This window comes from Bordetella sputigena (assembly GCF_965137885.1).
Classification (GTDB): domain Bacteria; phylum Pseudomonadota; class Gammaproteobacteria; order Burkholderiales; family Burkholderiaceae_B; genus Bordetella_C; species Bordetella_C sputigena.
In genome coordinates this window covers 97,954-123,657 of sequence record NZ_CBCSCA010000001.1, presented here as the reverse complement: position 1 = coordinate 123,657, position 25,704 = coordinate 97,954, and the positions used below count along the sequence as shown (strand labels likewise).

Annotated in this window: 18 protein-coding genes; 6 read left to right on the top strand and 12 right to left on the bottom strand. The window is 64.5% G+C overall.

Annotated features, from left to right (window positions below):
- Positions 1-102 precede the first annotated feature (102 nt).
- From ACNA0R_RS00555 to ACNA0R_RS00545, 3 genes are all read left to right on the top strand, one after another.
- Positions 103-1,284, top strand: a complete 1,182-nt coding sequence (locus ACNA0R_RS00555) for an efflux RND transporter periplasmic adaptor subunit (RefSeq protein ID WP_415823949.1) — start codon at positions 103-105, stop codon at positions 1,282-1,284.
- Positions 1,281-3,329 (top strand): MacB family efflux pump subunit, encoded by a 2,049-nt coding sequence (locus tag ACNA0R_RS00550; protein ID WP_415823948.1) that lies wholly within the window; start codon positions 1,281-1,283, stop codon positions 3,327-3,329. Before ACNA0R_RS00555 ends, ACNA0R_RS00550 begins: the two co-directional genes overlap by 4 nt.
- A 105-nt stretch (positions 3,330-3,434) precedes the next feature.
- Positions 3,435-4,817 (top strand): TolC family protein, encoded by a 1,383-nt coding sequence (locus ACNA0R_RS00545; RefSeq protein ID WP_415823947.1) that lies wholly within the window; start codon positions 3,435-3,437, stop codon positions 4,815-4,817.
- A 116-nt stretch (positions 4,818-4,933) separates the two neighbouring features.
- Here ACNA0R_RS00545 and rpsJ read toward each other — a convergent pair whose 3' ends face one another.
- From rpsJ to ACNA0R_RS00515, 6 genes are all read right to left on the bottom strand, one after another.
- A complete protein-coding gene (gene rpsJ, locus ACNA0R_RS00540; RefSeq protein ID WP_066357409.1) occupies positions 4,934-5,245 on the bottom strand; it encodes a 30S ribosomal protein S10 in 312 nt (103 codons plus the stop codon).
- A 63-nt stretch (positions 5,246-5,308) separates the two neighbouring features.
- Positions 5,309-6,499, bottom strand: coding sequence for an elongation factor Tu (gene tuf / locus ACNA0R_RS00535; protein ID WP_066357411.1), 1,191 nt, complete (start codon positions 6,497-6,499; stop codon positions 5,309-5,311).
- A gap of 78 nt (positions 6,500-6,577) precedes the next feature.
- Positions 6,578-8,683, bottom strand: a complete 2,106-nt coding sequence (fusA, locus tag ACNA0R_RS00530; RefSeq protein WP_415823946.1) for an elongation factor G — start codon at positions 8,681-8,683, stop codon at positions 6,578-6,580.
- Positions 8,684-8,701: 18 nt separating this feature from the next.
- Positions 8,702-9,172 (bottom strand): 30S ribosomal protein S7, encoded by a 471-nt coding sequence (rpsG, locus tag ACNA0R_RS00525; protein WP_066357414.1) that lies wholly within the window; start codon positions 9,170-9,172, stop codon positions 8,702-8,704.
- Between the two features lie 178 nt (positions 9,173-9,350).
- Positions 9,351-9,728 (bottom strand): 30S ribosomal protein S12, encoded by a 378-nt coding sequence (gene rpsL / locus ACNA0R_RS00520; RefSeq protein WP_086059085.1) that lies wholly within the window; start codon positions 9,726-9,728, stop codon positions 9,351-9,353.
- A 320-nt stretch (positions 9,729-10,048) separates the two neighbouring features.
- Positions 10,049-11,356, bottom strand: coding sequence for a serine/threonine-protein kinase (locus ACNA0R_RS00515; RefSeq protein WP_415823945.1), 1,308 nt, complete (start codon positions 11,354-11,356; stop codon positions 10,049-10,051).
- Between the two features lie 463 nt (positions 11,357-11,819).
- On the opposite strand from ACNA0R_RS00515, the gene ACNA0R_RS00510 reads away from it, so the two are divergent.
- The 3 genes from ACNA0R_RS00510 to ACNA0R_RS00500 all read left to right on the top strand — a co-directional run bounded on the left by ACNA0R_RS00510 (position 11,820) and on the right by ACNA0R_RS00500 (position 14,549).
- Complete coding sequence (locus ACNA0R_RS00510) at positions 11,820-12,218, top strand: TssQ family T6SS-associated lipoprotein (protein ID WP_415823944.1); 399 nt, start codon at positions 11,820-11,822, stop codon at positions 12,216-12,218.
- Positions 12,219-12,236: 18 nt separating this feature from the next.
- On the top strand, positions 12,237-12,698 hold the full coding sequence (locus ACNA0R_RS00505; protein WP_415823943.1) for an MEKHLA domain-containing protein: 462 nt from the start codon (positions 12,237-12,239) through the stop codon (positions 12,696-12,698).
- Between the two features lie 222 nt (positions 12,699-12,920).
- Positions 12,921-14,549: a hypothetical protein gene (locus tag ACNA0R_RS00500; protein WP_415823942.1), complete on the top strand. Its 1,629-nt coding sequence runs from the start codon at positions 12,921-12,923 to the stop codon at positions 14,547-14,549.
- A gap of 171 nt (positions 14,550-14,720) precedes the next feature.
- On the opposite strand, the gene rpoC is transcribed toward ACNA0R_RS00500, so the two are convergent.
- The 6 genes from rpoC to rplK form a co-directional block, all read right to left on the bottom strand.
- Complete coding sequence (gene rpoC, locus ACNA0R_RS00495; protein ID WP_415823941.1) at positions 14,721-18,968, bottom strand: DNA-directed RNA polymerase subunit beta'; 4,248 nt, start codon at positions 18,966-18,968, stop codon at positions 14,721-14,723.
- Positions 18,968-23,080, bottom strand: coding sequence for a DNA-directed RNA polymerase subunit beta (rpoB, locus tag ACNA0R_RS00490; RefSeq protein ID WP_415823940.1), 4,113 nt, complete (start codon positions 23,078-23,080; stop codon positions 18,968-18,970). The genes rpoC and rpoB overlap by 1 nt, the downstream gene beginning before the upstream one ends.
- A 170-nt stretch (positions 23,081-23,250) precedes the next feature.
- Positions 23,251-23,634 carry a 50S ribosomal protein L7/L12 gene (rplL, locus tag ACNA0R_RS00485; protein ID WP_415823939.1) on the bottom strand — a complete coding sequence of 128 codons (384 nt, stop codon included), beginning with the start codon at positions 23,632-23,634 and terminating at the stop codon, positions 23,251-23,253.
- Positions 23,635-23,711: 77 nt separating this feature from the next.
- Positions 23,712-24,236, bottom strand: coding sequence for a 50S ribosomal protein L10 (gene rplJ, locus ACNA0R_RS00480; RefSeq protein WP_415823938.1), 525 nt, complete (start codon positions 24,234-24,236; stop codon positions 23,712-23,714).
- Positions 24,237-24,546: 310 nt separating this feature from the next.
- Positions 24,547-25,251 carry a 50S ribosomal protein L1 gene (gene rplA, locus ACNA0R_RS00475; protein ID WP_415823937.1) on the bottom strand — a complete coding sequence of 235 codons (705 nt, stop codon included), beginning with the start codon at positions 25,249-25,251 and terminating at the stop codon, positions 24,547-24,549.
- Between the two features lie 2 nt (positions 25,252-25,253).
- The gene (gene rplK, locus ACNA0R_RS00470) at positions 25,254-25,685 is read right to left on the bottom strand and encodes a 50S ribosomal protein L11 (RefSeq protein WP_066357453.1); all 432 of its coding nucleotides are present in this window, start codon (positions 25,683-25,685) and stop codon (positions 25,254-25,256) included.
- Between the last annotated feature and the right edge of the window lie 19 nt (positions 25,686-25,704).

Here is a 25,704-nt window from a genome sequence, read left to right as displayed (position 1 = left end):
ACCACCACGCGTGGACTGTATCGGAACAACAGAAGGCCATCCGCCGGAACCGCGTAGGACGCCCCGCCTACAGAAGCACGCTTCACGCAGCAGCAGGCTTCAATGACACGGCTTTTCCCCAGGCGTTTTCGCTGGCTCATACTCATCTGTATCCTTTCCCTCGCGGTCGCCGCCGGTATCTGGTACTGGCGACGGCCCGCCGGACCGGTACACATCACGGCGCCGGTCGTCATCGGCGACATCGAGAACCTGGTCCTGGCCACCGGCACAGTGGCGCCCCGCAAGCAGGTCAGCGTCGGCGCCCAGGTGTCCGGGCAACTGAAGTCCCTCAAGGTGGCGGCGGGCGACCGGGTAAGCGCCGGCCAGCTGATCGCCGAAATCGACGACATGGCCCAGCAGAACAGCTTGCGCGACGCCCAGGCGCGGCTGGACCTGCGGCAAGCGGAACGCCGCGTCGCGGCGGCGCGCCTGGAAAAGGCGGAACGCGTCTACCGGCGCGAACGCCAGATGCTGGCGCAGGCGGCGGGTTCCCGACAGGATGCGGATGCGGCGGAGGCCGAACTCAAGCAGGCCCGCGCCGCCCTTGCCGCGGCCGACGCCGAGATCGCCAGCGCCACCATCCAGGTCGACGCGGCCCGGGTCGCCCTGGGCTACACCCGCATCCATACGCCCATCGACGGGGTCGTCGCGGCCATCGTGACGCGTGAAGGCCAGACGGTGAATGCCGCCCAGACCGCGCCCATCATCGTCAAGGTCGCGCAGTTCGACATGATGACCGTCAAAACCCGTATATCGGAAGCGGATGTCGTGCGGGTGCGTCCCGGCATGCCGACGTACTTCACCGTGCTGGGCCAGCCTGATCGCCGCTACAACACGACACTGCGCGCGGTGGAGCCCGCGCCGGATTCCTTCGAGCGGGAAGACAACGGCCAGACGGCGAGCGCCCAGCCCGAGAAAGCCGCCATTTACTACAACGGCCTGCTGGACATCGAAAACCCCGACGGCACGCTGCGGATCTCCATGACCGCGCAAGTCCACATCGTGCTGTCCGAGGCCAAGGGCGTGCCGCTGATCCCCTCATCCGCGCTCGGCGCCCGCGACGAGCAGGGACGCTACGAAGTGCGCGTCATGGACGCGAAGGGCCGCGGCGATATTCGCCACGTCACCATCGGCATCAATGACAACGCGCACGCGCAGGTCATCGATGGGCTGCGCGAAGGTGAAGTCGTCATCACCGGCGGGGGTGCGGCCAGCCCCGCCGCCGGCGCGCAAGGACAGCCGTGACGCATGCGCTGATCGAACTCCGCGGCGTGGAGCGCGACTTCATCGCCGGCGACCTTGCCATTACCGTGTTGAAGCAGATCGACCTGACGATCCATCGCGGCGAGATGGTCGCCATCATGGGGACGTCGGGATCGGGCAAATCCACGCTGATGAATATCCTGGGTTGCCTGGACCGCCCGACACGCGGCACGTATCGCATGCGCGGCCGGGAAGTCCACACGCTGAGCGCCGATGAACTCGCGACGCTGCGCCGCGAGCACTTCGGTTTCGTGTTCCAGCGTTATCAGCTACTGGCCGGCCTGACTGCCTGGCAGAACGTGGAAATTCCCGCCATTTACGCCGGCATGCCGCGCGCACGACGCCGCGCACGAGCCCACCAGTTGCTGCAAAGCCTGGGGCTGCGCGACCGTGCCGACCACCGGCCCGCGCAATTGTCCGGCGGCCAGCAGCAGCGCGTCAGCATCGCCCGCGCCCTGATGAACGGCGGCAACGTGATCCTGGCGGATGAGCCGACCGGCGCGCTCGATACCCGAAGCGGCCACACCGTGCTGCGCATGCTGCGTCAGCTCAACGCCGCCGGCCATACGGTGATCATGGTGACGCACGACCCCGGCGTCGCCCGCCATGCGAACCGTATCGTCGAGATCCAGGATGGCCGTATCGTCGAGGACCGGGGCCGCGACCACGCACGCGAGCCGGTGCAGACGCCAGGCGAGGATATCGCCGCGACGCTTTCCAACGTCGCCTCATTGGAAGCCGCGTCTCCTTGCGTCGAGCGGGTGAGCGCCCCATCGTCGAACGCCGCGCCAACCCGCGCCGCGCCATCACACACTTCGGCGTCCTGGGCCGAGCCGTATCGCGCGGCCTTCGGCATGGCCTTGCTGGCGCTACGCGCCCACCGCCTGCGGGCTTTCCTGACCATGCTGGGCATCATTGTCGGTATCGCGGCGGTGGTGGCGGTGGTGGCACTGGGCGCGGGGTCACGTGAACTGATACTCCGCCAGGTCAGCTTCCTGGGCGCGAACACGCTGGAAGTGTCGCGCGGCAAGGACTTCGGCGACGAGCGCGCCGCCTCTATACGATCCTTACTGCCGCGTGATGCGGAATTGCTCGCCCGCCAGCATTTCATCGCCAACGTATCGCCGCAGGTCCGCGCCGAACTCATGGCACGGTATCGCAACAAGCAGGCGAGCGTGCAGGTGGTCGGCGTGGGCGACCAGCACCCCACGATACGCAACTTCCAGTTGGCGCAGGGACACTTCTTCGATCGTGATGCGGTAAGCCGCCTCGCGCAGGAAGCCGTCATCGACCCGAATACCAGCAAGGTATTGTTCGGCGACGACGCTTCGGCCATAGGCAAGGTCATCCTGGTCGGCGATATGCCGGTGCGTGTCATCGGCGTGCTGCAAGGGGTGCAATCCTTCCTGATGCAACCAGGCCTGCTGTACGCCTATGTGCCCTATACGACGGTCATGCATCGTCTGCTCGGGCAGTCGCACCTGGACAGCATTTCCGTCCGCGTAAGCGATGGCGTGCCCGTCCACGCCGCGGAAGCCGTAATCGAGAAGGTCATCAAACAACGCCACGGCATCAAGGACTTCTTCACCTTCAACAACGACGAAGTGCAGCGAACGCTGGACAGTATCGCCGGCACGCTGACGATGGTCATGTCGGCCATCGCCGCCATCTCGCTGGTGGTGGGCGGGGCGGGGGTCATGAACATCATGCTGGTATCGGTGCACGAAAGGACATCCGAGATCGGCGTGCGCATGGCGATCGGCGCCCGCCGTGTCGACATCATGCGGCAGTTCCTTATCGAAGCCATGGTGGTTTGCCTGGCCGGCGGCCTGCTGGGCATGGCACTCGCCCTCTGCCTGGGACCACTGGTGTCATGGGCGACCGGGGGGATATTCCGCTTGATCTACTCGCCATCATCGATGGCCATCGCATTCGCCACATCGCTGGCCGTGGGCCTCGCGGCGGGATACCTGCCCGCGCGCAAAGCAGCGCGGCTGCAGCCGGTACAGGCGCTCGCCAGGGAGTAGCTCATGTGTCTGCGAACAATCTGTCGCGTAGCCGCGATAAGCACGCCCGCTTTGCTGGCGGCCTGCGGCGGAACGCGAACGCCGTATCAGGCGCCGGCGATCGAAATGCCTGCCGCTTGGCTGCATGATGCGGATCGCCCTGCCGCGGCGAATGGCAACGCGAAAGCCGGCCGGAACACGGGTGCCTTCACCACGCAGCCGGCGGCCGCTACGGCCGCGTCCCAAGCCGTCGCCACGCCGGTGGCCCACGCCGCTCCGCACGGCGACGCCTGGTGGCAAAACTTCGGCGACGAAGCATTGGACAAATGGGTGGAGGCCGTGTTGGAAGGGAATGGCGACCTGGCACTGGCCGCGCTTCAGGCCAGGCGCGAACAATTGCAGGCCGGCGTGGCGGACGGCCAACGCCTTCCCGGCGTGGAGGCCCGTCTTGAGCGATCAATATCCGGCGGCGCCGGTCGCCGCGGTCACGAAAGAAAGTCCGCCGGCGCGCGCCTCTCCGTCAGCTATGACCTCGATCTCTGGGGCAGGCTCGAACACGACGCGGAAGCGGCGCACTGGCGCGCGCTCGCCAAGGCGGAAGACCATGCGGACGTGGCGCGATCCCAGTCATATCTGGCGGCGCGCTTGTATTGGGAGCTGGGGTATCTGAACCAGCGCATCGATCGAGAGACGGATAACGTGGCATCCGCGCGCCAGGTCCGCGACCTGGTCGCCGCGCGCCACGCAGCCGGTGCAAGCGTTTATCTGGACGTCGTGCAGTCCGAACAGACCTGGCAGCAGCAGGAAGCCGCCCTCTCGGATCTGCTGCAGCAACGCGTGGAAGCGCGTGACAGGCTGGCAGTGCTGCGTGGCGCCGCGCCCGCCTCCATTTACGACGAGCCCACGACCCTGCCCGCGGTGCCGCCGCCCGGCATTCGCGCTGGCTTGCCGGTGGAGGTGCTGGCCACACGGCCTGACGTACGGGCCCGAGAAGCACGACTGCGGGCCGCGTTGGCGGACGCCGACGCGGCCCGCGCGGCGCTGTATCCGTCCATCACGCTGACCGGCGCACTGGGCGGTGCCAGCCGCGCGCTGGCCGACGTGATCGGCAACCCGGCGAGATCCCTCGCCGCCGCAATGACGCTGCCGTTTCTGGAGTGGCGGGAGCGTCGGCTGAAAGTGGGTATCTCCGAAACCGACTACGAAGAACGCGTCGTGCAATTCCGCGACACGCTCTACAAGGCGCTCGCCGAAGTGGAAGATCTTCTCTCCGCCGAGACGCGGCTGCGCAGGAGCCACGAGGCGTTGTACCGCGCGCGCCAAGCCGCGCGGCAGGCCGCCGACCTGATGCATGTCCGCTACGAAAAGGGCGCCGCTTATCTGCAGCAGTGGCTGGACGCGCAGGAAAAGTGGCGCAACGTGTCGTCGGCGTATGACGACAACCATTTCCAGCGCTTGCTGAACCGGGCACGTCTTTACCTGGCGCTGGGCACGACAGGCTGCCACTAAGGAAACCGCTGGATAAAAAAGCAAGGCCGCCGATACTTCATCGGCGGCCTTGCTTTTTGCTACCTGCGCTTGCTACCTGCGCACCCATGGGATACGCAGGATCTCTTCAAGAAGAATTACTCCAGCGCGATTTCGACGTCCACGCCGGCAGCCAGGTCCAGGCGCATCAGCGCGTCGACGGTCTTGTCGGTGGGATCGACGATGTCCATCAGGCGCTGGTGGGTACGGATCTCGAACTGGTCGCGCGACGTCTTGTTGACGTGCGGCGAACGCAGCACGTCGTAGCGGCGGATGCGCGTGGGCAGCGGTACGGGACCGCGCACGACGGCGCCGGTGCGCTTGGCCGTGTCGACGATTTCAGCAGCCGACTGATCGATCAGCTTGTAATCGAACGCTTTCAGGCGGATGCGGATTTTCTGGTTTTTCATGGCGTTTCCTAAAGAACGAGAGGGGGCGACCCAATTCAGTGCCGCCCCTTGCGGCGTCGCGAATTACTTGATGATCTTGGCAACCACGCCGGCGCCCACGGTACGGCCGCCTTCGCGGATCGCGAAGCGCAGGCCTTCTTCCATGGCGATCGGCGCCAGCAGCGCGACCTTCATCGACACGTTGTCGCCCGGCAGGACCATTTCCTTGTCCTTGGGCAGCTCGATCGTGCCCGTCACGTCCGTCGTACGGAAGTAAAACTGCGGACGATAGCCGTTGAAGAACGGCGTGTGACGACCACCTTCTTCCTTGGACAGGATGTACACCTCGGCGTCGAAATCCGTGTGCGGCGTGATCGAACCCGGCTTGGCCAGCACCTGGCCACGCTCGACTTCCTCACGCTTGGTGCCGCGCAGCAGAATACCCACGTTGTCACCGGCCTGGCCCTGGTCCAGCAGCTTGCGGAACATTTCCACGCCCGTGCAGGTCGTCTTCAGCGTCGGCTTGATACCGACGATTTCGATTTCCTCGCCAACCTTGATCACGCCACGCTCGATACGACCGGTCACCACCGTGCCGCGACCCGAGATCGAGAACACGTCTTCCACCGGCATCAGGAACGTACCGTCGACCGCGCGCTCCGGCGTCGGGATGTACGTGTCCAGCGCTTCGGCCAGCTTCAGAATCGCCTGCTCGCCCAGCTCGCCCTTGTCGCCTTCCAGCGCCAGCTTGGCCGAACCCTTCACGATCGGCGTATCGTCGCCCGGGAAGTCGTACTTCGACAGCAGCTCCCGAACTTCCATTTCCACCAGCTCCAGCAGCTCGGCGTCATCCACCATGTCCGCCTTGTTCAGGAACACGATGATGTACGGCACGCCCACCTGGCGGCTCAGCAGAATGTGTTCGCGCGTCTGCGGCATCGGGCCGTCAGCGGCCGACACCACCAGGATCGCACCGTCCATCTGCGCCGCGCCCGTGATCATGTTCTTCACATAGTCAGCGTGGCCCGGGCAGTCAACGTGCGCGTAGTGACGCGATTCCGTCTCGTATTCCACGTGCGCCGTGTTGATCGTGATACCGCGCGCCTTCTCTTCCGGCGCCGCGTCGATCTGGTCGTACGCCTTCGCTTCGCCGCCGAACTTGTTCGACAGCACCGTCGTGATCGCCGCCGTCAACGTCGTTTTGCCGTGGTCCACGTGACCGATCGTACCCACGTTCACGTGCGGCTTGGTACGTTCAAACTTGCCTTTTGCCATGATCTCTTATCCTTTGAACTTTCAAGGAAACTCGTTAATTGCGGCGTCCCGGCGCGGCCGGGACGTATCGCGGATGATTTACTTGGTACGGGCTGCGATAACTTCGTCGGCCACGTTCTTCGGCGCTTCAGCGTACTGCTTGAATTCCATCGTGTACGTGGCGCGGCCTTGGGTCTGCGAACGCAGGCTGGTGGAGTAGCCGAACATCTCGGCCAGCGGGACCTCGGCCTTGATGATCTTGCCACCGCCGGGGATGTCGTCCATCCCTTGTACCATGCCGCGGCGGGACGACAGGTCGCCCATGACCGTGCCGGCGTAGTCTTCCGGGGTTTCGACTTCGACGTGCATCATCGGTTCCAGCAGCACCGGCGAGGCCCTGCGCATGCCTTCCTTGAAGGCCATGGACGCCGCCATGCGGAACGCGTTTTCGTTCGAGTCCACGTCGTGGTACGAACCGAAGAACAGCGTCGCCTTGACGTCCACGACGGGATAGCCCGCCAGGATGCCGGACGGCAGCGTATCGACGATACCCTTTTCGACCGCGGGGATGTATTCGCGAGGAACCACGCCGCCCTTGATGGCGTCGACGAACTCGAAGCCGGCGCCGCCCGGGGGCAGCGGTTCCAGCTTGATAACGACGTGGCCGTACTGGCCGCGACCGCCGGACTGCTTGACGAACTTGCCTTCGGCTTCGTCGCAGGTCTTGCGGATGGTTTCGCGGTACGCCACCTGCGGCTTGCCGACGTTGGCTTCCACGCCGAATTCGCGCTTCATGCGGTCGACCAGGATCTCCAGGTGCAGTTCGCCCATGCCGGAAATGATGGTCTGGCCCGATTCTTCATCGGTGCGCACGCGGAACGACGGATCTTCCTGCGCCAGGCGCGACAGGGCCAGGCCCATCTTTTCCTGGTCGCTCTTGGACTTGGGTTCCACGGCCTGCGAGATCACGGGCTCGGGGAACTCCATGCGCTCGAGCAGGATGTGCGAATCGATGTCGCACAGCGTTTCGCCGGTCGTGACGTCCTTCAGGCCCACCACGGCGGCGATGTCGCCAGCCAGAACTTCCTTGATTTCCTCGCGGTTGTTCGCGTGCATCTGCAGGATGCGGCCGATACGTTCCTTCTTGCCCTTGATGGGGTTGTAGACGGTATCGCCGGACTTCAGCACGCCGGAATACACGCGCACGAAAGTCAGCTGACCGACGAAAGGATCGCTCATCAGCTTGAACGCCAGCGCGGAGAACTTTTCGCCGTCGTCGGCCTTGCGGTTGATCGCATTGCCTTCGTCGTCCTGGCCGTCCACCGGGGGAATGTCCACGGGCGACGGCAGGTAGTCGATGACCGCGTCCAGCATGCGCTGCACGCCCTTGTTCTTGAAGGCCGTGCCGCACAGCATCGGCTGGATTTCGCCGGCGATGGTGCGCGAGCGGATGCCCTGGTTGATTTCCTCTTCCGTGAGCTCACCCGTTTCCAGGTACTTGTTCATCAGCTCTTCGGACGATTCGGCCGCGGATTCGACCAGCTTTTCGCGCCACTCATCGGCGGCGGATTGCAGCTCGGCCGGAATGTCGACGTAGTCGAACTTGGTGCCCTGGCTCGCTTCGTCCCAAATGATGGCCTTCATCTTGATCAGGTCCACCACGCCCGTGAATCCATCTTCGGCGCCGATGGGGATCACGATGGGCACGGGATTGGCGCGCAGGCGCGTCTTCAGCTGGTCATAGACCTTGAAGAAGTTGGCGCCGGTGCGGTCCATCTTGTTGACGAAGGCCAGGCGCGGCACGCCGTACTTGTTGGCCTGGCGCCACACGGTTTCGGACTGCGGCTGCACACCACCCACCGCGCAATACACCATGCAAGCGCCATCGAGCACGCGCATGGAACGTTCGACTTCAATGGTGAAGTCCACGTGTCCCGGGGTGTCGATGATGTTGATGCGGTGCTCGGGATAGTTGCCGGCCATGCCACGCCAGAAAGCGGTCGTCGCGGCCGACGTGATCGTGATGCCGCGCTCCTGCTCCTGTTCCATCCAGTCCATGGTGGCAGCGCCGTCGTGGACTTCGCCAATCTTGTGATTGACGCCGGTGTAGAACAGGATGCGTTCCGTCGTGGTGGTCTTCCCTGCATCGATGTGCGCAGAGATGCCGATGTTGCGATAGCGCTCGATGGGGGTTTTGCGAGCCATGATTGATAAATCCTTTGATTACCAGCGGAAATGGCTGAAAGCCTTGTTGGCTTCGGCCATCTTGTGCGTGTCTTCGCGCTTCTTCATCGCGGCGCCGCGACCTTCCGACGCATCGAGCAGCTCGCCAGCCAGACGCAGGTCCATCGACTTTTCGCCGCGCTTCTTGGCGGCTTCGCGGACCCAGCGCATGGCCAGGGCCAGGCGGCGCACAGGGCGCACTTCAACCGGCACCTGGTAGTTCGCGCCGCCAACACGGCGGCTCTTCACTTCGACGATGGGCTTGACGTTGTTGATGGCGGTGCTGAAGACTTCCAGCGGATCTTTGCCGCTCTTGCTTTGCACCTGCTCGAGGGCACCGTAGACGATGCGCTCGGCGACGGCCTTCTTGCCGTCCAGCATCACAACGTTCATGAACTTGGCGAGCTCGACGCTGCCGAACTTGGGATCGGGCAGGATCTCGCGCTTGGGGACTTCGCGACGACGGGGCATTTCTTGCTTCCTTGTGTCAGTTCAGTTGAACCACGGCGTTGGCCATGGCCACGGCCATCCAGGCGGGATGGCCACTTACGTGCCGCGCTATAACCGGGCGCGGCTGCACGGGGCGGGCGGCTCGGGGCCGCCCGTGAGGCGTATCGACCGTATAAACCTGAGGCCCGAAGGCCGGGTATCAGGCCTTCTTCGGACGCTTGGCGCCGTACTTCGAACGGGCCTGCTTGCGATCCTTCACGCCTTGCAGGTCCAGCGAGCCGCGCACGATGTGGTAGCGCACGCCCGGCAGATCCTTCACACGGCCGCCGCGCACCAGCACGACGGAGTGTTCCTGCAGGTTGTGGCCTTCGCCGCCAATGTACGAAATGACTTCGTAGCCATTGGTCAGGCGCACCTTGGCGACCTTACGCAGCGCGGAGTTCGGCTTCTTGGGGGTGGTGGTGTACACGCGAGTGCACACGCCGCGTCGCTGAGGGCAATTTTCGAGCGCGGGGCTCTTGCTCTTGGCGATGCTGACTTCGCGCGGCTTGCGCACGAGTTGGCTGATGGTAGGCATGACCTGGAAATTCCCTTTTACGTACCACTGGTAAGTACTTTCGTACTCGCCCCCTCCGCCCCGGCAGCCCGGCGGGCAGCGGTTCACAGGGGAGGCAGTTCGCGCAAAACCGCCTCAAACAATTACGTAAAAGAGCGGGTCTTGCAGACAAATAAAGCGCACAAAACCTGGAACAACCCCCCGTGTCTCGCCTTAGGGGTTTTCGTTTTGCCGGGTTTTTGTACGCGGATAAATCAGTGAGCCCATGAATTTAGCGTAGTTTCGGGCGCCTGTCAAAAGCTTTCCAGGGAAAACCCCAGGGCCGGGCGCCGCGCCGCCGCCTACTGGAAAACATGCCGGATCGCGGCGGGCTGGCCGGGCTTCAGATCGAGCGACAACCGGTAAGGCGCCAGGTCGGCATTGCGCACCTCGACCGTATGCCGTCCGGCAGGCAGGTTCAAGGTTTTGACGGGCGGGCTGATGCCGCGCGAAACGCCATCGACGAAGATTTCGCCCCAGGGCTGTATGTCCACCTTGACCGCCACCGTCGGCGGCCTGGCCGGACGGACCGCCGGCGTGCCGGCTTCGGGCGACGCCGGACTGGTCGCGCCGGCGGACGCTGCCGACGTGCCCGGAACGGCAGGCAGCGAGGATCCCGCGCCGCCATCCGCGGCGTCGGTTGGCACGGACGCCGATTGCGCGCCAGCCGCGCGGCCCGCCTCGTCGCTGCCCGGACGGCCCGGGCCCTGCTGGCCGGTGCTCCCCGCGGGCGCGCCCTTGGCGGCATCGCTCGATCCCTGCGCGAATGGCGATGGCGCCGGGGTCGCGGAAGACGACCGCGACGACAGCACCACGGGCCCCGCCACCCGATCGCCGGCCCCTGGGGCAGGCCCTTCATCCCGGTTCAACCACGCCCACACGCCCGCGGCGACCAGGGCGCCGGCCAGGATGGCGGCCACACCACCCGCACCGCGCCGCCGGGCGCTGCCCTGACCCGCGGCGCCGGCGCCGCCGCCGGCCGGCCCGGCACCCGCGCCGCGCGCGTCCGTGGAGGCGTCTTCCTGGGTTTCGGGCACGCAGGAGACGCCCAGCATTCCGCACAGGTCCGCGACGGATTGCGGCCGCAGGGCCGGCGTCAGCGACAGGCCCTGGTCGATCACCGCCAGGAAGGCGGCGTCGTAGCCGCGCGGCGCGCGCTCGGTAAGGGGAACATATTGGTCGCTGGACCGGCGCGCCAGCGCGTGGGGCGGCTGCGATCCGCTGACCAGCGAGCACATGACCGCGCACAGCGCATAAACGTCGGTCCAAGGCCCGCAGGCCTGCACGGGGTCGGGGTCGAACTGCTCCACCGCGGCAAAGCAGGACGCCGGCTCCATCGATCCCGGGTGATCCGGATAGAGCGCGGGAACCATGAGATGGGCATAGCCGAATTCGTCCAGCCCGACGGTATGGACGGAGATGGCGCCATGCACCTTGCCTTGCCGGTGTGCCGCCATGAGTTCCGGTGCAATTTCCGAAATCACCCGGCCGATGCGCTTCTGCGGCACGCCGCCCGCCGAGGCGGCCGCGATCGCCGCCAGGGGTCTATACCCGAAAGGCTCGGGCGCGGGATGTTCCGCCCCGGGCATGAAGGCCGGCGATACAGACATCGTTTTGACTCCGAAACCCATCTCCCGCATCCCCCGCGGCCCGCCGAGCGCCGCGCTTCCATTGCTCTCGTACCTCGCCCACGAACTCCGCCGCCCGCGTTAAACCTTTGGTCGGGCGCGCCATCATTTGGATGAGGGAAGAAATGGATTGAATCATGAAGCAGCCAGGCTGGCACCATGGCGCGCGCGATTTGGCCCGCCGCATCGGGCGTTCCCGGGCGACCCATTAACATTCAATATCATCTTTTACTTTTGCCGCAGCAATCCGTGGCGCCGACGCACGGGGCGCGATCAGCAATGCGGCGGAAACGCCCACCTCAAGGCTGAGGTAAAAATGCCATTCATTCGTCCACCTGCTTGTTCTTTAGGCGGACCTCAAGACACAATATGTCGCGGTTTAAACATCCCGCGCGCGGCGCCCGGGCTATCGGGAGCCGCGAGTCCACCCGCATCAGGCTCCGACATGCATACCCTCGTTCGTTTATTGTTGACCGGCATGGCGGCAACGCTTGCCGCGTGTGCCGCCCCTTCCGCGCCTCCCCCGCCGCCGCCCGCCCCGAGCCAGGCAGCCATCGACGCCCTGGCGCAGGTGCGCGACCGCTACCAGGCAGGCGCCTACGGCGACGTCATCCGCACCGTGGCGACCTCCGACGTACTGGCGACGGCGCCCGCCGATATGCGCGTGGAATCGCTCAAACTGCAGGCGTTCAGCTACTGCGTGACAGGCTACCGCGCGCTGTGCGAGGATGACTTCAAGCGCATCCTGGAACTGGAACCGGCTTTCACGCTCGGTCCCGCGGAAATCGGGCACCCTCTCTGGGGCCCCGCCTTCCAGCGAGCCAAGGCCGCGCAAGGCGGCTGAAACCAGAAGGAATATGCAGTGGATTTGCCTTTGTACAAGGACCCGGCCTTTATCCAGCTATTGAGCGAAAGCCATGAACGGTTGCTGGGGCAGCCCTTGCTGCCCCAGCCCATGCAAGCCGTGGAAGCGGCGCACTGGCTATACGAAGAAGCGCCGTTCGCGGTGCTGGCGCACAACACCGATGCCGATCCGCGGTTCATTTACGGCAACAAGGCGGCGCAGCGCCGCTTCGAGTACAGCTGGGACGAACTCACCCGATTGCCTTCGCGGCTGTCGGCCGAAGCGCCGAATCGCGAAGAGCGTGAACGCTTTCTGGAACGGGTGCGGCGCGCCGGCTTCGAAAGCGGCTATCGCGGCATCCGCATCACCAAGACCGGCAAAAGGTTCCTGATCGAGCAGGCAACGCTTTGGGAATTGCGCGATGAGGCCGGTCAGGTCCATGGACAGGCTGTCGTGATTCCGCGCACCATGGATCTTTGAGCGCGGACGGAACTGATTCGCCGACACCGCGGCGCCGATCCGCACACGGAATATTCCCACGTACCGGCGGAAGGCGCGGCGGGGCTGGAAGCGCACCGCGCCGACAGACCCGCGCGGTGGGCCCACATAGACTCGGCCTGTTCCCAGCAACCTTCCGCCGATCCTGGCGACGCGTATCGCCGGCTGGATGCGGGCGGCATGGCGCCGCGGCGCATCCCGACGATGACAGACGTCCCAACCAAGAGTCGTGGCGCCGGTACCCCAGCGACACGCCAGCCCGCCCCTATCGGCAAGGTGGGCGACAAACGCTTTACCGCCCAACCCGAATCCGGACACCGTACCGCGGCGCTGACGGGCGCCAAGGCCAAGAGCGTCCTGGGTGGCGTTCGCCGGCTGCTGCGCACGGCAATGCACGGCTCTCTGCCGCGCGCCGGCAATCCGCTACGGCATGCACGCCTGAATTTGGATGCCGCCTACGAATGCCTCTTGAAGACGCTGTTGAGCGGCGCGGAACCGCATGGTCCGCGCATGGCCTTCGCCCTGGCGGAAACGCTCGCTACGGAAGCGGCCTACGTCGCCGCGGGCGGCCGCCTGGCCATGCCCAATTCGGCCTATCCCATGCCTGGTCCGCATGCGGACCAGGCGAGCGCGCCATATACGCCGCCGCTGGCGCCCTACGCGTTCACCGAACTGCTTCTTCTGCGCGAGTATCTCCCGCGCGTCGCCATGTCCGGCCCTGACCGGATAGCGCCCGGACCCTGCGGCCGCCTGACCATAGAGCGTAGCTGCGGCGCCGTCGACCGGGAAATTTCCGCGCGCGAGCAGCCTTTCGCGGCGGTGTTGCGGGTACTGGCGCAGGACGGCATATCCCCGGAAGACCTGGAAACGCCGCTGCGCAACCTGGCGACCGCCGTGAGCATGCGGGAACGGCGCGGTGAAAGTCCGATCCGCTTCCTGAGCGACCTGGCCGACAGCCGTGGCAACGCCGAACTGGAGAACGCCGCGGCGGCGCTGGCCTCGGCGCCGTTGCGCGTCGCATTCGACACGGCGTCCATTCCCGGCACGCAGGGCCGGCTGACCCTATCCGCCTACGACGGCGGCGTAAAAACCTGCGCCCGCGTCCTGAAGAACGCGCTGGATCAATGCATGCGCGCGCGGCTAATCATCCGCGCGCGCCTCATGCTCAAGCTGGGCGCCGATGAAAACCGCGCGGCCTCGGACACGCTGCGCGGCGTGTCCGACATGCTGTCGCAAGGCGTGGCCGCGATGAATGGCGACGCGCCATGGACGCGCAGCCAGCGCGATGCGCAGGTCACCACGCTGCTGGCGAAAGCCCTGGTCGGCGCGGACGGGCTGGATGTCCAGCGCTATGTGGCGGGGATGTCGGATACCACCCTGCGCGTCTTCGAACGCCACCTGCCGTTCCTGCCGGCGCCACGGCGCAAGGCCGTGCTGCAGATCATCGAGCACGAACGCCGCCAGCGCGGCGACGGCGATCCGGCCAACCGCGCCGGCGAAAGATCCGCCGGGCATCTGTTCTCCCGCACCATGGGCCGCGTCGGCATGCAGGCGACGCCCATACTGGCGCGGCTGTTCGCCCGCGTGCAGCTGGACCTGCGCCGCCAGGCCGCGACGGACAGCGTCGCGCCGGATCGTGATCCGCCGCCGTCCGCCGATGCACTGACCCGCATGTCATTCGACGTCACGGCCCGCACCAATGGCGACTACGAGGTTTCCGTGACGGCCAACCTGACGCCCCATCGCGGCGACGATCCCGTGTCGCTGATCTACAAAAGCCGCATCGCACCGGACTTCAAACCGTTGCACGGTTCGTTCCGCCAGACGCGCTGAGCACACGGCCAGGCGACACGGACAGGCGCGGCGAGGCATAAAAAAAGCCCCGGAGGGCAGGACGGATGTCCTTTCCTCCGGGGCTTTGTCGCGCCAGCGCGCAAAGTCGGCTTTGAAGCGGCCTGGAAGACGGCCCTGAAAGAGCCGCCTCGCTGCCGCCTCGCCGCGGCCTTACTCGCTGGCCGGCTCCTGGCCGCCTTCCGGCGCCACATCGCCTTCGCTGTCCGAACCGACGGTAACGGGCGCTTCCTCGAAAGGATTCGCCAGCTGGCGGGCCGCTTCGCGTTCCGCCGCTTCCAGCGCTTCCTTGTCCTTGCGGGCAAGGTGATACGCCAGGCCGGTACCCGCGGGAATCAGGCGACCCACGATGACGTTTTCCTTCAGGCCGCGCAGGTCGTCGCGCTTGCCCATGATGGCGGCTTCGGTCAGGACACGCGTGGTCTCCTGGAACGAGGCAGCCGAAATGAAGGAATCCGTGGACAACGAGGCCTTCGTGATACCCAGCAGGACGTTGTCGTAGCTGGCCGGACGCTTATCCTCGGCAACCACGCGATCGTTCTCGTTCAACAACTCGGAACGCTCGACCTGTTCGCCAGGGATGAACGCCGTATCGCCCGCATCGACGATGTTCACACGACGCAGCATCTGGCGAACGATCACCTCGATGTGCTTGTCGTTGATCTTCACGCCCTGCAGACGGTACACGTCCTGCACTTCGTCCACGATGTAGGTAGCCAGCTTCTCGATGCCCTGCAGGCGCAGGATGTCGTGCGGATCCGCCGGACCGTCGACGATCATTTCGCCCTTGTTCACCACCTGGCCGTCGTGCACAAGTACCTGCTTTTCCTTCGGAATCAGGAACTCGTGGCTGACGCCTTCCAGGTCGGTGATGACCAGACGCTGCTTGCCCTTGGTGTCCTTGCCGAACGAAACCGTACCCGTGACGTCGGCCAGCATGCCGGCATCCTTGGGCGAACGGGCTTCGAACAGCTCGGCCACGCGCGGCAGACCGCCGGTAATGTCGCGAGTCTTTTGCGATTCCTGCGGAATACGCGCGAGCACCTCGCCGACCGTCACCTGCTGGCCGTCGCGCACCGTGATCAGCGCGCCCACCGGGAACGAGATGTTCACCGAGTGATCGGTGCCGGCAATCTTGACCTCTTCGCCGGACTCGTTGACCAGCTTGATCTGCGGACGCATGACGATCTTGCCGCCGCGCGTCTTGGGCGTGATGACGACCAGCGTCGACAGGCCGGTGACTTCGTCCACCTGCTTGGCGACGGTAACGCCTTCCTCGATGTTCTCGAAGCGCACCTGGCCGGCATACTCCGACACGATAGGACGGGTCAGCGGATCCCAGCTTGCCAGGCGGGCGCCGGCCTTGACGGCTTCGCCGTCGCCGACCAGCACCGTGGCGCCGTAGGGAATCTTGTGGCGTTCGCGTTCACGGCCGTTGTCGTCATGGATGACGATTTCACCGGAGCGCGAGATCGCCACGCGTTCGCCCTTGGCGTTGGTGACGTAGCGCATCGTGCTGGCGAAGCCCACCGTACCGTTGGACTTGGTCTCCACCGCGCTGGCCAGGGCCGAACGGGAAGCCGCGCCACCGATGTGGAAGGTACGCATCGTAAGCTGCGTGCCCGGTTCGCCGATGGACTGCGCGGCGATGACACCGACCGCTTCGCCGACGTTGACCATATAGCCGCGGCCCAGGTCGCGGCCATAGCAATGCGCGCACAGGCCGTGACGCGTTTCGCAGGTCAGCGGCGTGCGGACCTTGACTTCGTCCACGCCGATGCGGTCGATCAGGTCGACCAGGTCTTCGTCCAGCAGCGTGCCAGCCTCGATCGCCGTTTCCTGCGTATCGGGATTGACGATATCGATCGCCGCCACACGGCCCAGGATGCGGTCGCGCAGCGGTTCGATGACTTCACCGCCTTCGACCAGCGCCTTCATCGAATAGCCCTGCGAGGTGCCGCAATCGTCTTCGATGATGACCAGATCCTGCGTCACGTCGACCAGACGACGGGTCAGGTAACCCGAGTTCGCGGTCTTCAGCGCCGTATCCGCCAGACCCTTACGCGCGCCGTGCGTCGAGATGAAGTACTGCAGCACGTTCAGGCCTTCACGGAAGTTCGCCGTGATGGGCGTTTCAATGATCGAGCCGTCCGGCTTGGCCATCAGGCCGCGCATGCCCGCCAGCTGGCGGATCTGGGCGGCCGAACCGCGGGCGCCGGAGTCGGCCATCATGTAGATGGAGTTGAAGGATTCCTGGCGCACTTCTTCGCCGTGACGGTTGATCACGGGCTCGGTGGCCAGTTGCTCCATCATCGCCTTGCCGACCTTGTCGCCGGCCTTGCCCCAGATGTCCACAACGTTGTTGTAGCGCTCCTGGGACGTGACCAGACCCGACGAGTACTGCTTGTCGATTTCCTTGACTTCACGGCTCGCCTCGCCAAGGATGCTTTCCTTGGCGGAGGGGATCAGCATGTCGTTCATGGCGATCGAGATGCCGCCGCGCGTGGCCAGGCGGAAGCCCGACTGCATCAGCTTGTCGGCGAAGATCACCGTGTCGCGCAGGCCGCAGCGACGGAACGACTGGTTGATCAGGCGCGAGATTTCCTTCTTCTTCAGGGCCTTGTTCAGGACCGTGAAGGGCAGGCCGCGCGGCAGGATTTCCGACAGCAGCGCACGGCCGACGGTGGTTTCGTAGCGACGGACCACGGGCTGCCATTCGCCCTGTTCGTCCTTGTCGAATTCCGTCAGGCGCACGGTGATGCGGCTTTGCAGCTCGACTTCGCCGTTGTCGTAGGCGCGCTGCACTTCGGCCACGTCGGTGAAGAAGATGCCTTCGCCGCGGCCGTTGATACGCTCGCGCGTCGTGTAGTACAGACCCAGCACGATATCCTGGGACGGCACGATGGACGGTTCGCCGTTGGCCGGGAACAGCACATTGTTGGACGCCAGCATCAGGGTGCGGGCTTCCAGCTGCGCTTCCAGCGACAACGGGACGTGCACGGCCATCTGGTCACCGTCGAAGTCGGCGTTGAACGCCGCGCAGACGAGCGGATGCAGCTGGATCGCCTTGCCTTCGATCAGCACCGGTTCGAAGGCCTGGATGCCCAGGCGGTGCAGCGTCGGCGCGCGGTTCAGCATCACCGGGTGTTCGCGGATGACCTCTTCGAGGATATCCCACACCACCGGTTCCTGGCTTTCGACCAGCTTCTTCGCCGCCTTGATGGTCGTGGCCAGACCCATCATTTCCAGACGGTTGAAGATGAAGGGCTTGAACAGCTCCAGCGCCATCAGCTTGGGCAGGCCGCACTGATGCAGCTTGAGCTGCGGACCCACCACGATGACCGAACGGCCCGAGTAGTCCACGCGCTTGCCCAGCAGGTTCTGACGGAAGCGGCCGCTCTTGCCCTTGATCATGTCGGCCAGGGACTTCAGCTGGCGCTTGTTGGCGCCCGTCATGGCCTTGCCGCGGCGGCCGTTGTCGAGCAGCGAGTCGACGGCTTCCTGCAGCATGCGCTTTTCGTTGCGCAGAATGATTTCGGGCGCCTTCAGTTCGAGCAGGCGCTTCAGGCGGTTGTTCCGGTTGATGACGCGGCGATACAGGTCATTCAGATCGGAGGTCGCGAAGCGGCCGCCGTCCAGCGGCACCAGCGGACGCAGGTCCGGCGGGAGCACGGGCAGCACTTCCATGACCATCCACTCGGGCTTGATGCCCGACTTCTGGAAGCCTTCCAGCACCTTCAGGCGCTTGGAGATCTTCTTGATCTTGGCTTCCGAACCGGTGGCCTTGAGCTCGCCGCGCAGCGTTTCCACTTCGCGGTCGATGTCGATGGTGCGCAGCAGTTCGCGCACGGCTTCCGCGCCCATCAGCGCGCGGAAGTCATCGCCGTACTCTTCGGTCTTGGCCAGGAAGTCGTCGTCCGACATGATCTGGCCGCGCTTGAGCGGGGTCATGCCCGGCTCGATCACGCACCAGGCTTCGAAGTACAGGACACGCTCGATATCGCGCAGCGTCATGTCCAGCACCATGCCCAGGCGCGACGGCAGGCTCTTCAGGAACCAGATGTGCGCGACGGGGCTGGCCAGTTCGATATGGCCCATGCGCTCGCGGCGCACCTTGGCGACGGTGACTTCAACGCCGCACTTTTCGCAGATCACGCCACGGTGCTTCAGGCGCTTGTACTTGCCGCACAGGCACTCGTAGTCCTTGATCGGCCCGAAGATCTTCGAGCAGAACAGGCCATCGCGTTCCGGCTTGAACGTGCGGTAGTTGATGGTTTCGGGCTTGCGGACTTCGCCGTAAGACCACGAACGGATTTTCTCGGGCGAGGCGATGCCGATCTTGATGGCATCGAACTGCTCGTCTTGCGAGACTTGCTTGAAAAGGTCGAGTAGCGCTTTCATTAGTTACGCTCCAAATCCATGTCCAGGGCCAGCGAGCGGATTTCCTTCACCAGCACGTTGAAGGATTCCGGCATACCGGCGTCGATGACGTGATCGCCCTTGACGATGTTCTCGTATACCTTGGTACGGCCCGTGATGTCGTCGGACTTGACCGTGAGCATTTCCTGCAGGGTGTAGGAAGCGCCGTAGGCTTCGAGGGCCCACACTTCCATTTCCCCGAAACGCTGGCCGCCGAACTGCGCCTTGCCGCCCAGCGGCTGCTGGGTAACGAGCGAGTACGGACCGGTCGAACGCGCATGCATCTTGTCGTCGACAAGGTGATGCAGCTTCAGGTAATGCATATAGCCAACGGTGACCGGACGCTCGAATTTCTCGCCGGTGCGGCCGTCGAACAGCCAGGCCTGCGTGCGGATATCGGTCAGCTGCATGCGCTGGGCCACCTCATCGGGGTAGGCCAGCTCCAGCATCTTGCCGATTTCCTCTTCGGTCGCGCCGTCGAACACCGGGGTCGCGAACGGCACGCCACGCTTGAGGTTGCGCGCCATTTCGATGACTTCGTCGTCCGTCAGGTCGGTGATGCGGGCACCGGTGCCGGTCGTGTTGTAGACCTTCTCCAGGTAGCCGCGCAGCGACTTGGCCTGCGCCGTGCGTTCGTCGCGCAGCAGCTCTTCGATGCGTTGGCCCACGCCCTTGGCGGCCCAGCCCAGATGCACTTCGAGCACCTGCCCGACGTTCATCCGCGAAGGCACGCCCAGCGGATTCAGCACGATGTCGACGGGAGTACCGTCGGCCATGTGCGGCATGTCCTCGACCGGGGTGATACGCGACACCACGCCCTTGTTGCCGTGACGGCCGGCCATCTTGTCGCCAGGCTGCAGGCGGCGCTTGACGGCCAGGTACACCTTGATCATCTTCAGCACGCCCGGCGGCAGTTCGTCGCCCTGCGTCAGCTTCTTGCGCTTTTCCTCGAAGGCCAGGTCGAACTGGTGACGCTTCTGCTCCAGCGATTCCTTGGCCTGTTCCAGCACCAGCGCATGCTGTTCGTCGGCCAGGCGGATATCGAACCACTGCCAGCGGTCCAGATCGGACAGATAGGCCTTGGTGATGGTCGCGCCCTTGGCCAGCTTGCGCGGGCCGCCGTTGACGGCCTTGTTCACCAGCATCTTTTCGATACGGTCGAACTGGTCGTTCTCGACGATGCGCAGCTGGTCGTTCAGGTCCTGGCGATAGCGGCGCAGTTCATCGTCGATGATGGACTGGGCGCGCTTGTCGCGCACGATGCCTTCACGCGTGAACACCTGCACGTCGATCACCGTGCCGGTCATGCCGGACGGCACGCGCAGCGAGGTGTCCTTAACGTCCGAAGCTTTTTCGCCGAAGATGGCGCGCAGCAGCTTTTCTTCCGGCGTCAGCTGGGTTTCGCCCTTGGGCGTGACCTTGCCGACCAGCACGTCGTCGGGGCCGACTTCGGCGCCGATGTAGGTGATGCCGGAGTCGTCCAGGCGGTTCAGCTGCGTTTCGGCCAGGTTGCTGATGTCGCGCGTGATTTCCTCGGGTCCCAGCTTGGTATCGCGGGCGACGACCGTCAGTTCCTCGATGTGGATCGAGGTATAGCGATCATCGGCGACGACCTTTTCGGAGATCAGGATCGAGTCTTCGAAGTTGTAGCCGTTCCAGGGCATGAACGCGATCAGCATGTTCTGGCCCAGGGCGAGTTCGCCCAGGTCCGTCGATGCGCCATCGGCCAGCACGTCGCCCTTGGCGACCTTGTCGCCGCGAGCCACGATGGGACGCTGGTTGATGTTCGTGTTCTGGTTCGAACGCGTGTACTTGATCAGGTTGTAGATGTCCACGCCGACTTCGCCGGCGACGTTTTCCTCATCATTGACGCGGATCACGATGCGGTCCGCATCGACGTGATCGACCACGCCGCCACGCAGCGCCTGCACGGTGGTGCCGGAGTCGACGGCCACGGTGCGTTCGATGCCGGTGCCGACCAGCGGCTTTTCCGGACGCAGGCAAGGCACGGCCTGGCGCTGCATGTTGGCGCCCATCAGCGCGCGGTTCGCGTCATCGTGCTCCAGGAACGGAATCAGCGATGCGGCGACCGACACGATCTGCGACGGGGCGACGTCCATGTAGTGCACGTTGGTCGGCGACGTCAGCATGGTTTCGCCGGCTTCACGGCAAGCCACCAGGTCGTCGACGAAACGGCCTTCATCGTCCAGCGCCGCGTTCGCCTGCGCGATCACGTAGTGGCTTTCCTCGATGGCCGACAGGTAGTCGATCTGGTCGCTGACCTTGCCGTCGATAACCTTGCGATACGGCGTTTCCAGGAAGCCGTATTCGTTCAGGCGGGCATACAGCGCCATGGAGTTGATCAGGCCGATGTTCGGGCCTTCCGGCGTTTCGATCGGGCAGACGCGGCCATAGTGCGTGGGATGCACGTCGCGCACTTCGAAGCCGGCGCGCTCGCGCGTCAGGCCGCCCGGGCCCAGTGCGGAAACACGACGCTTGTGCGTGATTTCCGACAGCGGGTTGGTCTGGTCCATGAACTGCGACAGCTGGCTCGAACCGAAGAACTCCTTGATGGCCGCGGAAATCGGCTTGGAGTTGATCAGGTCGTGCGGCATCAGGTTTTCGGTCTCGGCCTGGCCCAGGCGTTCCTTGACCGCGCGTTCCACGCGCACCAGGCCGGCGCGGAACTGGTTTTCCGCCAGTTCGCCGACGCAACGCACGCGGCGGTTGCCCAGGTGGTCGATATCGTCGATCTGGCCGCGGCCGTTACGCAGCTCGACCAGCACCTTGATGGTGGCGAGGATGTCCTCGTTGGTCAGCGTCATCGGACCGGTGATGTCGTCGCCGCGACCCAGGCGGCTGTTGACCTTCATGCGGCCCACGCGCGACAGATCGTAGGTTTCCTCGCTGTAGAACAGGCGCTGGAACAGCGCTTCGACGGCTTCTTCCGTGGGCGGTTCGCCGGGACGCATCATGCGGTAGATGGCCACGCGCGCCGCCATCTGGTCGGCGGTTTCGTCGGTGCGCAGGGTCTGCGAGATGTACGGGCCACGATCCAGGTCGTTGGTGTACAGCGTCTGGAATTCCTTGATGTTGGCGGCGCGCAGCGCGCTGAGCACGCTTTCCGTGATCTCGTCATTGGCGTGCGCGACGACCTCGCCGGTGTCGCCATCGACGATGTTCTTGGCCAGCACGCGGCCATACAGGAATTCTTCCGGCACGGAGATGCGTTCGATACCGCCGGCGGCCAGGTCGCGCAGGTGCTTGGCGTTGATGCGCTTGTCCTTTTCGACGATGACCTTGCCCGACTTGTCATTGATGTCGAAGCGGGCCATTTCGCCCTTCCAGCGCTCGGGAATGAATTCCATCATCGCGCCTTCGGGCTGCAGATCGAAGCGATCGAAGTCGAAGAACTCGCTGAGGATGCCTTCCGGCGTCATGCCGATGGCCTTCAGCAGGATGGTCACCGGCATCTTGCGGCGACGGTCCACGCGGAAGAACAGCACGTCCTTGGGGTCGAATTCGAAATCCAGCCAGGAACCACGGTAGGGAATCACACGGGCCGAGAACAGCAGCTTGCCCGAGCTGTGCGTCTTGCCGCGATCGTGTTCGAAGAACACGCCGGGCGAGCGGTGCAGCTGGGACACGATGACGCGTTCGGTACCGTTGATGACGAACGAACCGGTGCCCGTCATGAGCGGAATCTCGCCCATGTAGACTTCCTGTTCCTTCACTTCCTTGACCGTGGGCTTGCTGACTTCGCGATCGAGCAGGACGAGACGAACCTTCGCGCGCAGGGGCGACGCGTAGGTCAGGCCACGTTGCTGACATTCCTTGACATCGAACACCGGTTCGCCCAGCACATAGCTGACGAACTCCAGCCGCGCCATTCCGTTATGGCTGACGATGGGGAAGATCGACGAAAACGCCGCTTGTAAACCATCGTTGGCCCGCTGCGACGGAGGCGTATCCGCCTGCAGAAAAGTTAGGTAGGATTGAAGCTGTGTCGCCAGCAGAAAAGGAACGTTTTGCACGTCCTCACGCTTGGCGAAACTTTTGCGGATGCGCTTTTTTTCGGTGTACGAGTAAGGCATGAGCACTCCGACTCGAGGTTACTTGGGCCGTAAACCACGGCCCGGGGTGATACGACGCTGATACGACTCCAGGAAATCCCGCTGAACCCCACTGCCAACTAGGGTTTCCTGGAAACGCAAAAGCCCGGGGACGGCAAACTGCGCTGTCCCCGGGCAACTGGCAAAAGGTCTTACTTGACTTCGACCTTGGCGCCAGCTTCTTCCAGCTTCTTCTTCGCAGCTTCGGCGTCAGCCTTGGCGATGCCTTCCTTCACAGGCTTCGGCGCGCCGTCGACCAGGTCCTTCGCTTCCTTCAGGCCCAGGCCCGTCAGTTCGCGAACGGCCTTGATGACGCTGACCTTGTTCGCACCGGCTTCAGCCAGGATGACGGTGAACTCGGTCTGCTCTTCAGCAGCGGCGGCGCCGGCGCCACCAGCGGCGGGGGCAGCCACGGCCACGGCGGCGGCGGCAGCCGACACGCCAAACTTCTCTTCCATATCCTTGATCAGCTCGGACAGTTCGAGCACGGTCATGCCAGCGATGGCGTCAAGGATTTCAGCTTTGCTAAGTGCCATTTTTCAAGAACTCCAGATTTTGGTAATGCCAGGTTCGGTGTCGCTTCGTCGACAACGATTTTCCGTAAGGGCAGGCTTTAGGCCGCGGCCTTCTGATCGCGCACGGCGGCGAGGCCGCGAGCGAACTTGGTCGGAACTTCGTTGAGCGTACGTGCAAATTGCGCAATCGGGGCTTGCATGGTGCCCATCAACTTCGACAACAACTCGTCGCGCGAAGGCAGCGTGGCCAGAGCCTTGACGCCTTCCTGGTTCAACAGGTTGTTGGGCAGCGAGCCGCCCTTGATGACCAGCTTGTCGTTGGTCTTTGCGAAGTCGGAGAGCACCTTGGCCGGCGCGACCGGATCAGCGCTGATACCGTAGATCAGCGGACCGGTCAGCTGCTTGGACAGCGGCTCGAAAGCCGTGCCGTTCACAGCGCGACGAGCCAGCGTGTTCTTCAGAACACGCAGGTACACGCCCGATTGACGCGCAGTCTTGCGCAGTACGGTGACAGAGGCGACGTCCAGACCACGGTACTCGGCGATAACAATCGATTGCGCCTTGGCGACCTGCGCCGAGACTTCCTCGATTACCACCGCTTTCTCTTGGCGATTGAGACTCACGGTTTGAACACTCCATCAAAAGACGCTTCAGGCGGGGGGCCCGGAACGTCAACCGAATGCGGCGACCTGGTCGAGTTCTTATAAAGAAATCTTCCATGGGACGCCGTCTACGCTGGATCCGAACCATGCGGGCTTCGGGATTAAGCTCGTCGCCTGCGTTGGGGTTCTGCTTGCGCAGTACGCCATTGCACGGCGGCTTGCTCCAGCGGTCTTTGACAGCAACGTCCGGACGGATCCGGACGCAGCCCAAAGTTCTGTAATGCCTTTCCGGTCTCGGCCTTGTATGAAGGCCGGGTCCGGATGCCGGCTATCAGGCAGCCGGCGTGGTCAGCGAGGCGATTTCCACGCGCGCGCCGCCGCCCATCGTGGACGACACGGCCAGCTTGCGCAGATACACGCCCTTGGCGGCAGCGGGACGAGCCTTGTTCAAGGCGTCAACCAGGGCAGCCAGGTTGGTTTGCAGCTGTTCCACGCCGAAAGAGGCGCGGCCGATGGTGGCGTGGACGATACCCGCCTTGTCCGTACGGTATTGCACCTGGCCGGCCTTGGCGTTCTTCACCGCCGTCACGACGTCGGGCGTCACCGTGCCGACCTTGGGGTTCGGCATCAGGCCACGCGGACCCAGGATCTGGCCCAGGGCGCCGACGACGCGCATGGTGTCGGGCGAGGCGATGACCACGTCGAAATCCATCTGGCCACCCTTGATGCGCTCGGCCAGGTCTTCCAGGCCGACGATGTCGGCGCCGGCGGCCTTGGCGGCCTCGGCCTTGTCGCCTTGGGCGAACACGGCGACGCGCACGCTCTTGCCGGTACCGGCGGGCAGGACCACGGAGCCACGGACCAGTTGGTCGGACTTCTTGGGATCGATGCCCAGCTGCACGGCCACGTCGACGGATTCGTCAAACTTGGCGGTGGCGGTTTCCTTGATGAGGCTCAGCGCCTGGTCGACCGGGTACAGCTTGGTACGATCGATCTTTTCACGCAGGGCGGCGGCACGCTTGGACAGTTTTGCCATGATCAGATCCCCTCAACCGTGATGCCCATGCTGCGGGCGCTGCCGGCGATGGTGCGCACCGCGGCTTCCAGATCGCCCGCCGTCAGGTCGGGTTCCTTGGTCTTGGCGATTTCCTCGGCCTGGGCGCGCGTCAGCTTGCCCACCTTGTCGGTATGCGGCTTGGGCGAACCCTTCTGCACACCGGCCGCCTTCTTGATGAGGACCGTCGCGGGCGGGGTCTTCATGATGAAGGTGAAGCTCTTGTCCGCGAAGGCGGTGATCACCACCGGAATCGGCAGACCGGGCTCCATGCCCTGCGTCTTGGCGTTGAACGCCTTGCAGAATTCCATGATGTTCAGGCCGCGCTGACCCAGCGCCGGACCGATCGGGGGAGACGGGTTAGCCTTACCAGCCGGCACTTGCAGCTTGATAAAGCCGACGATCTTCTTCGCCATGCTTTGCTCCTTGCGGGTT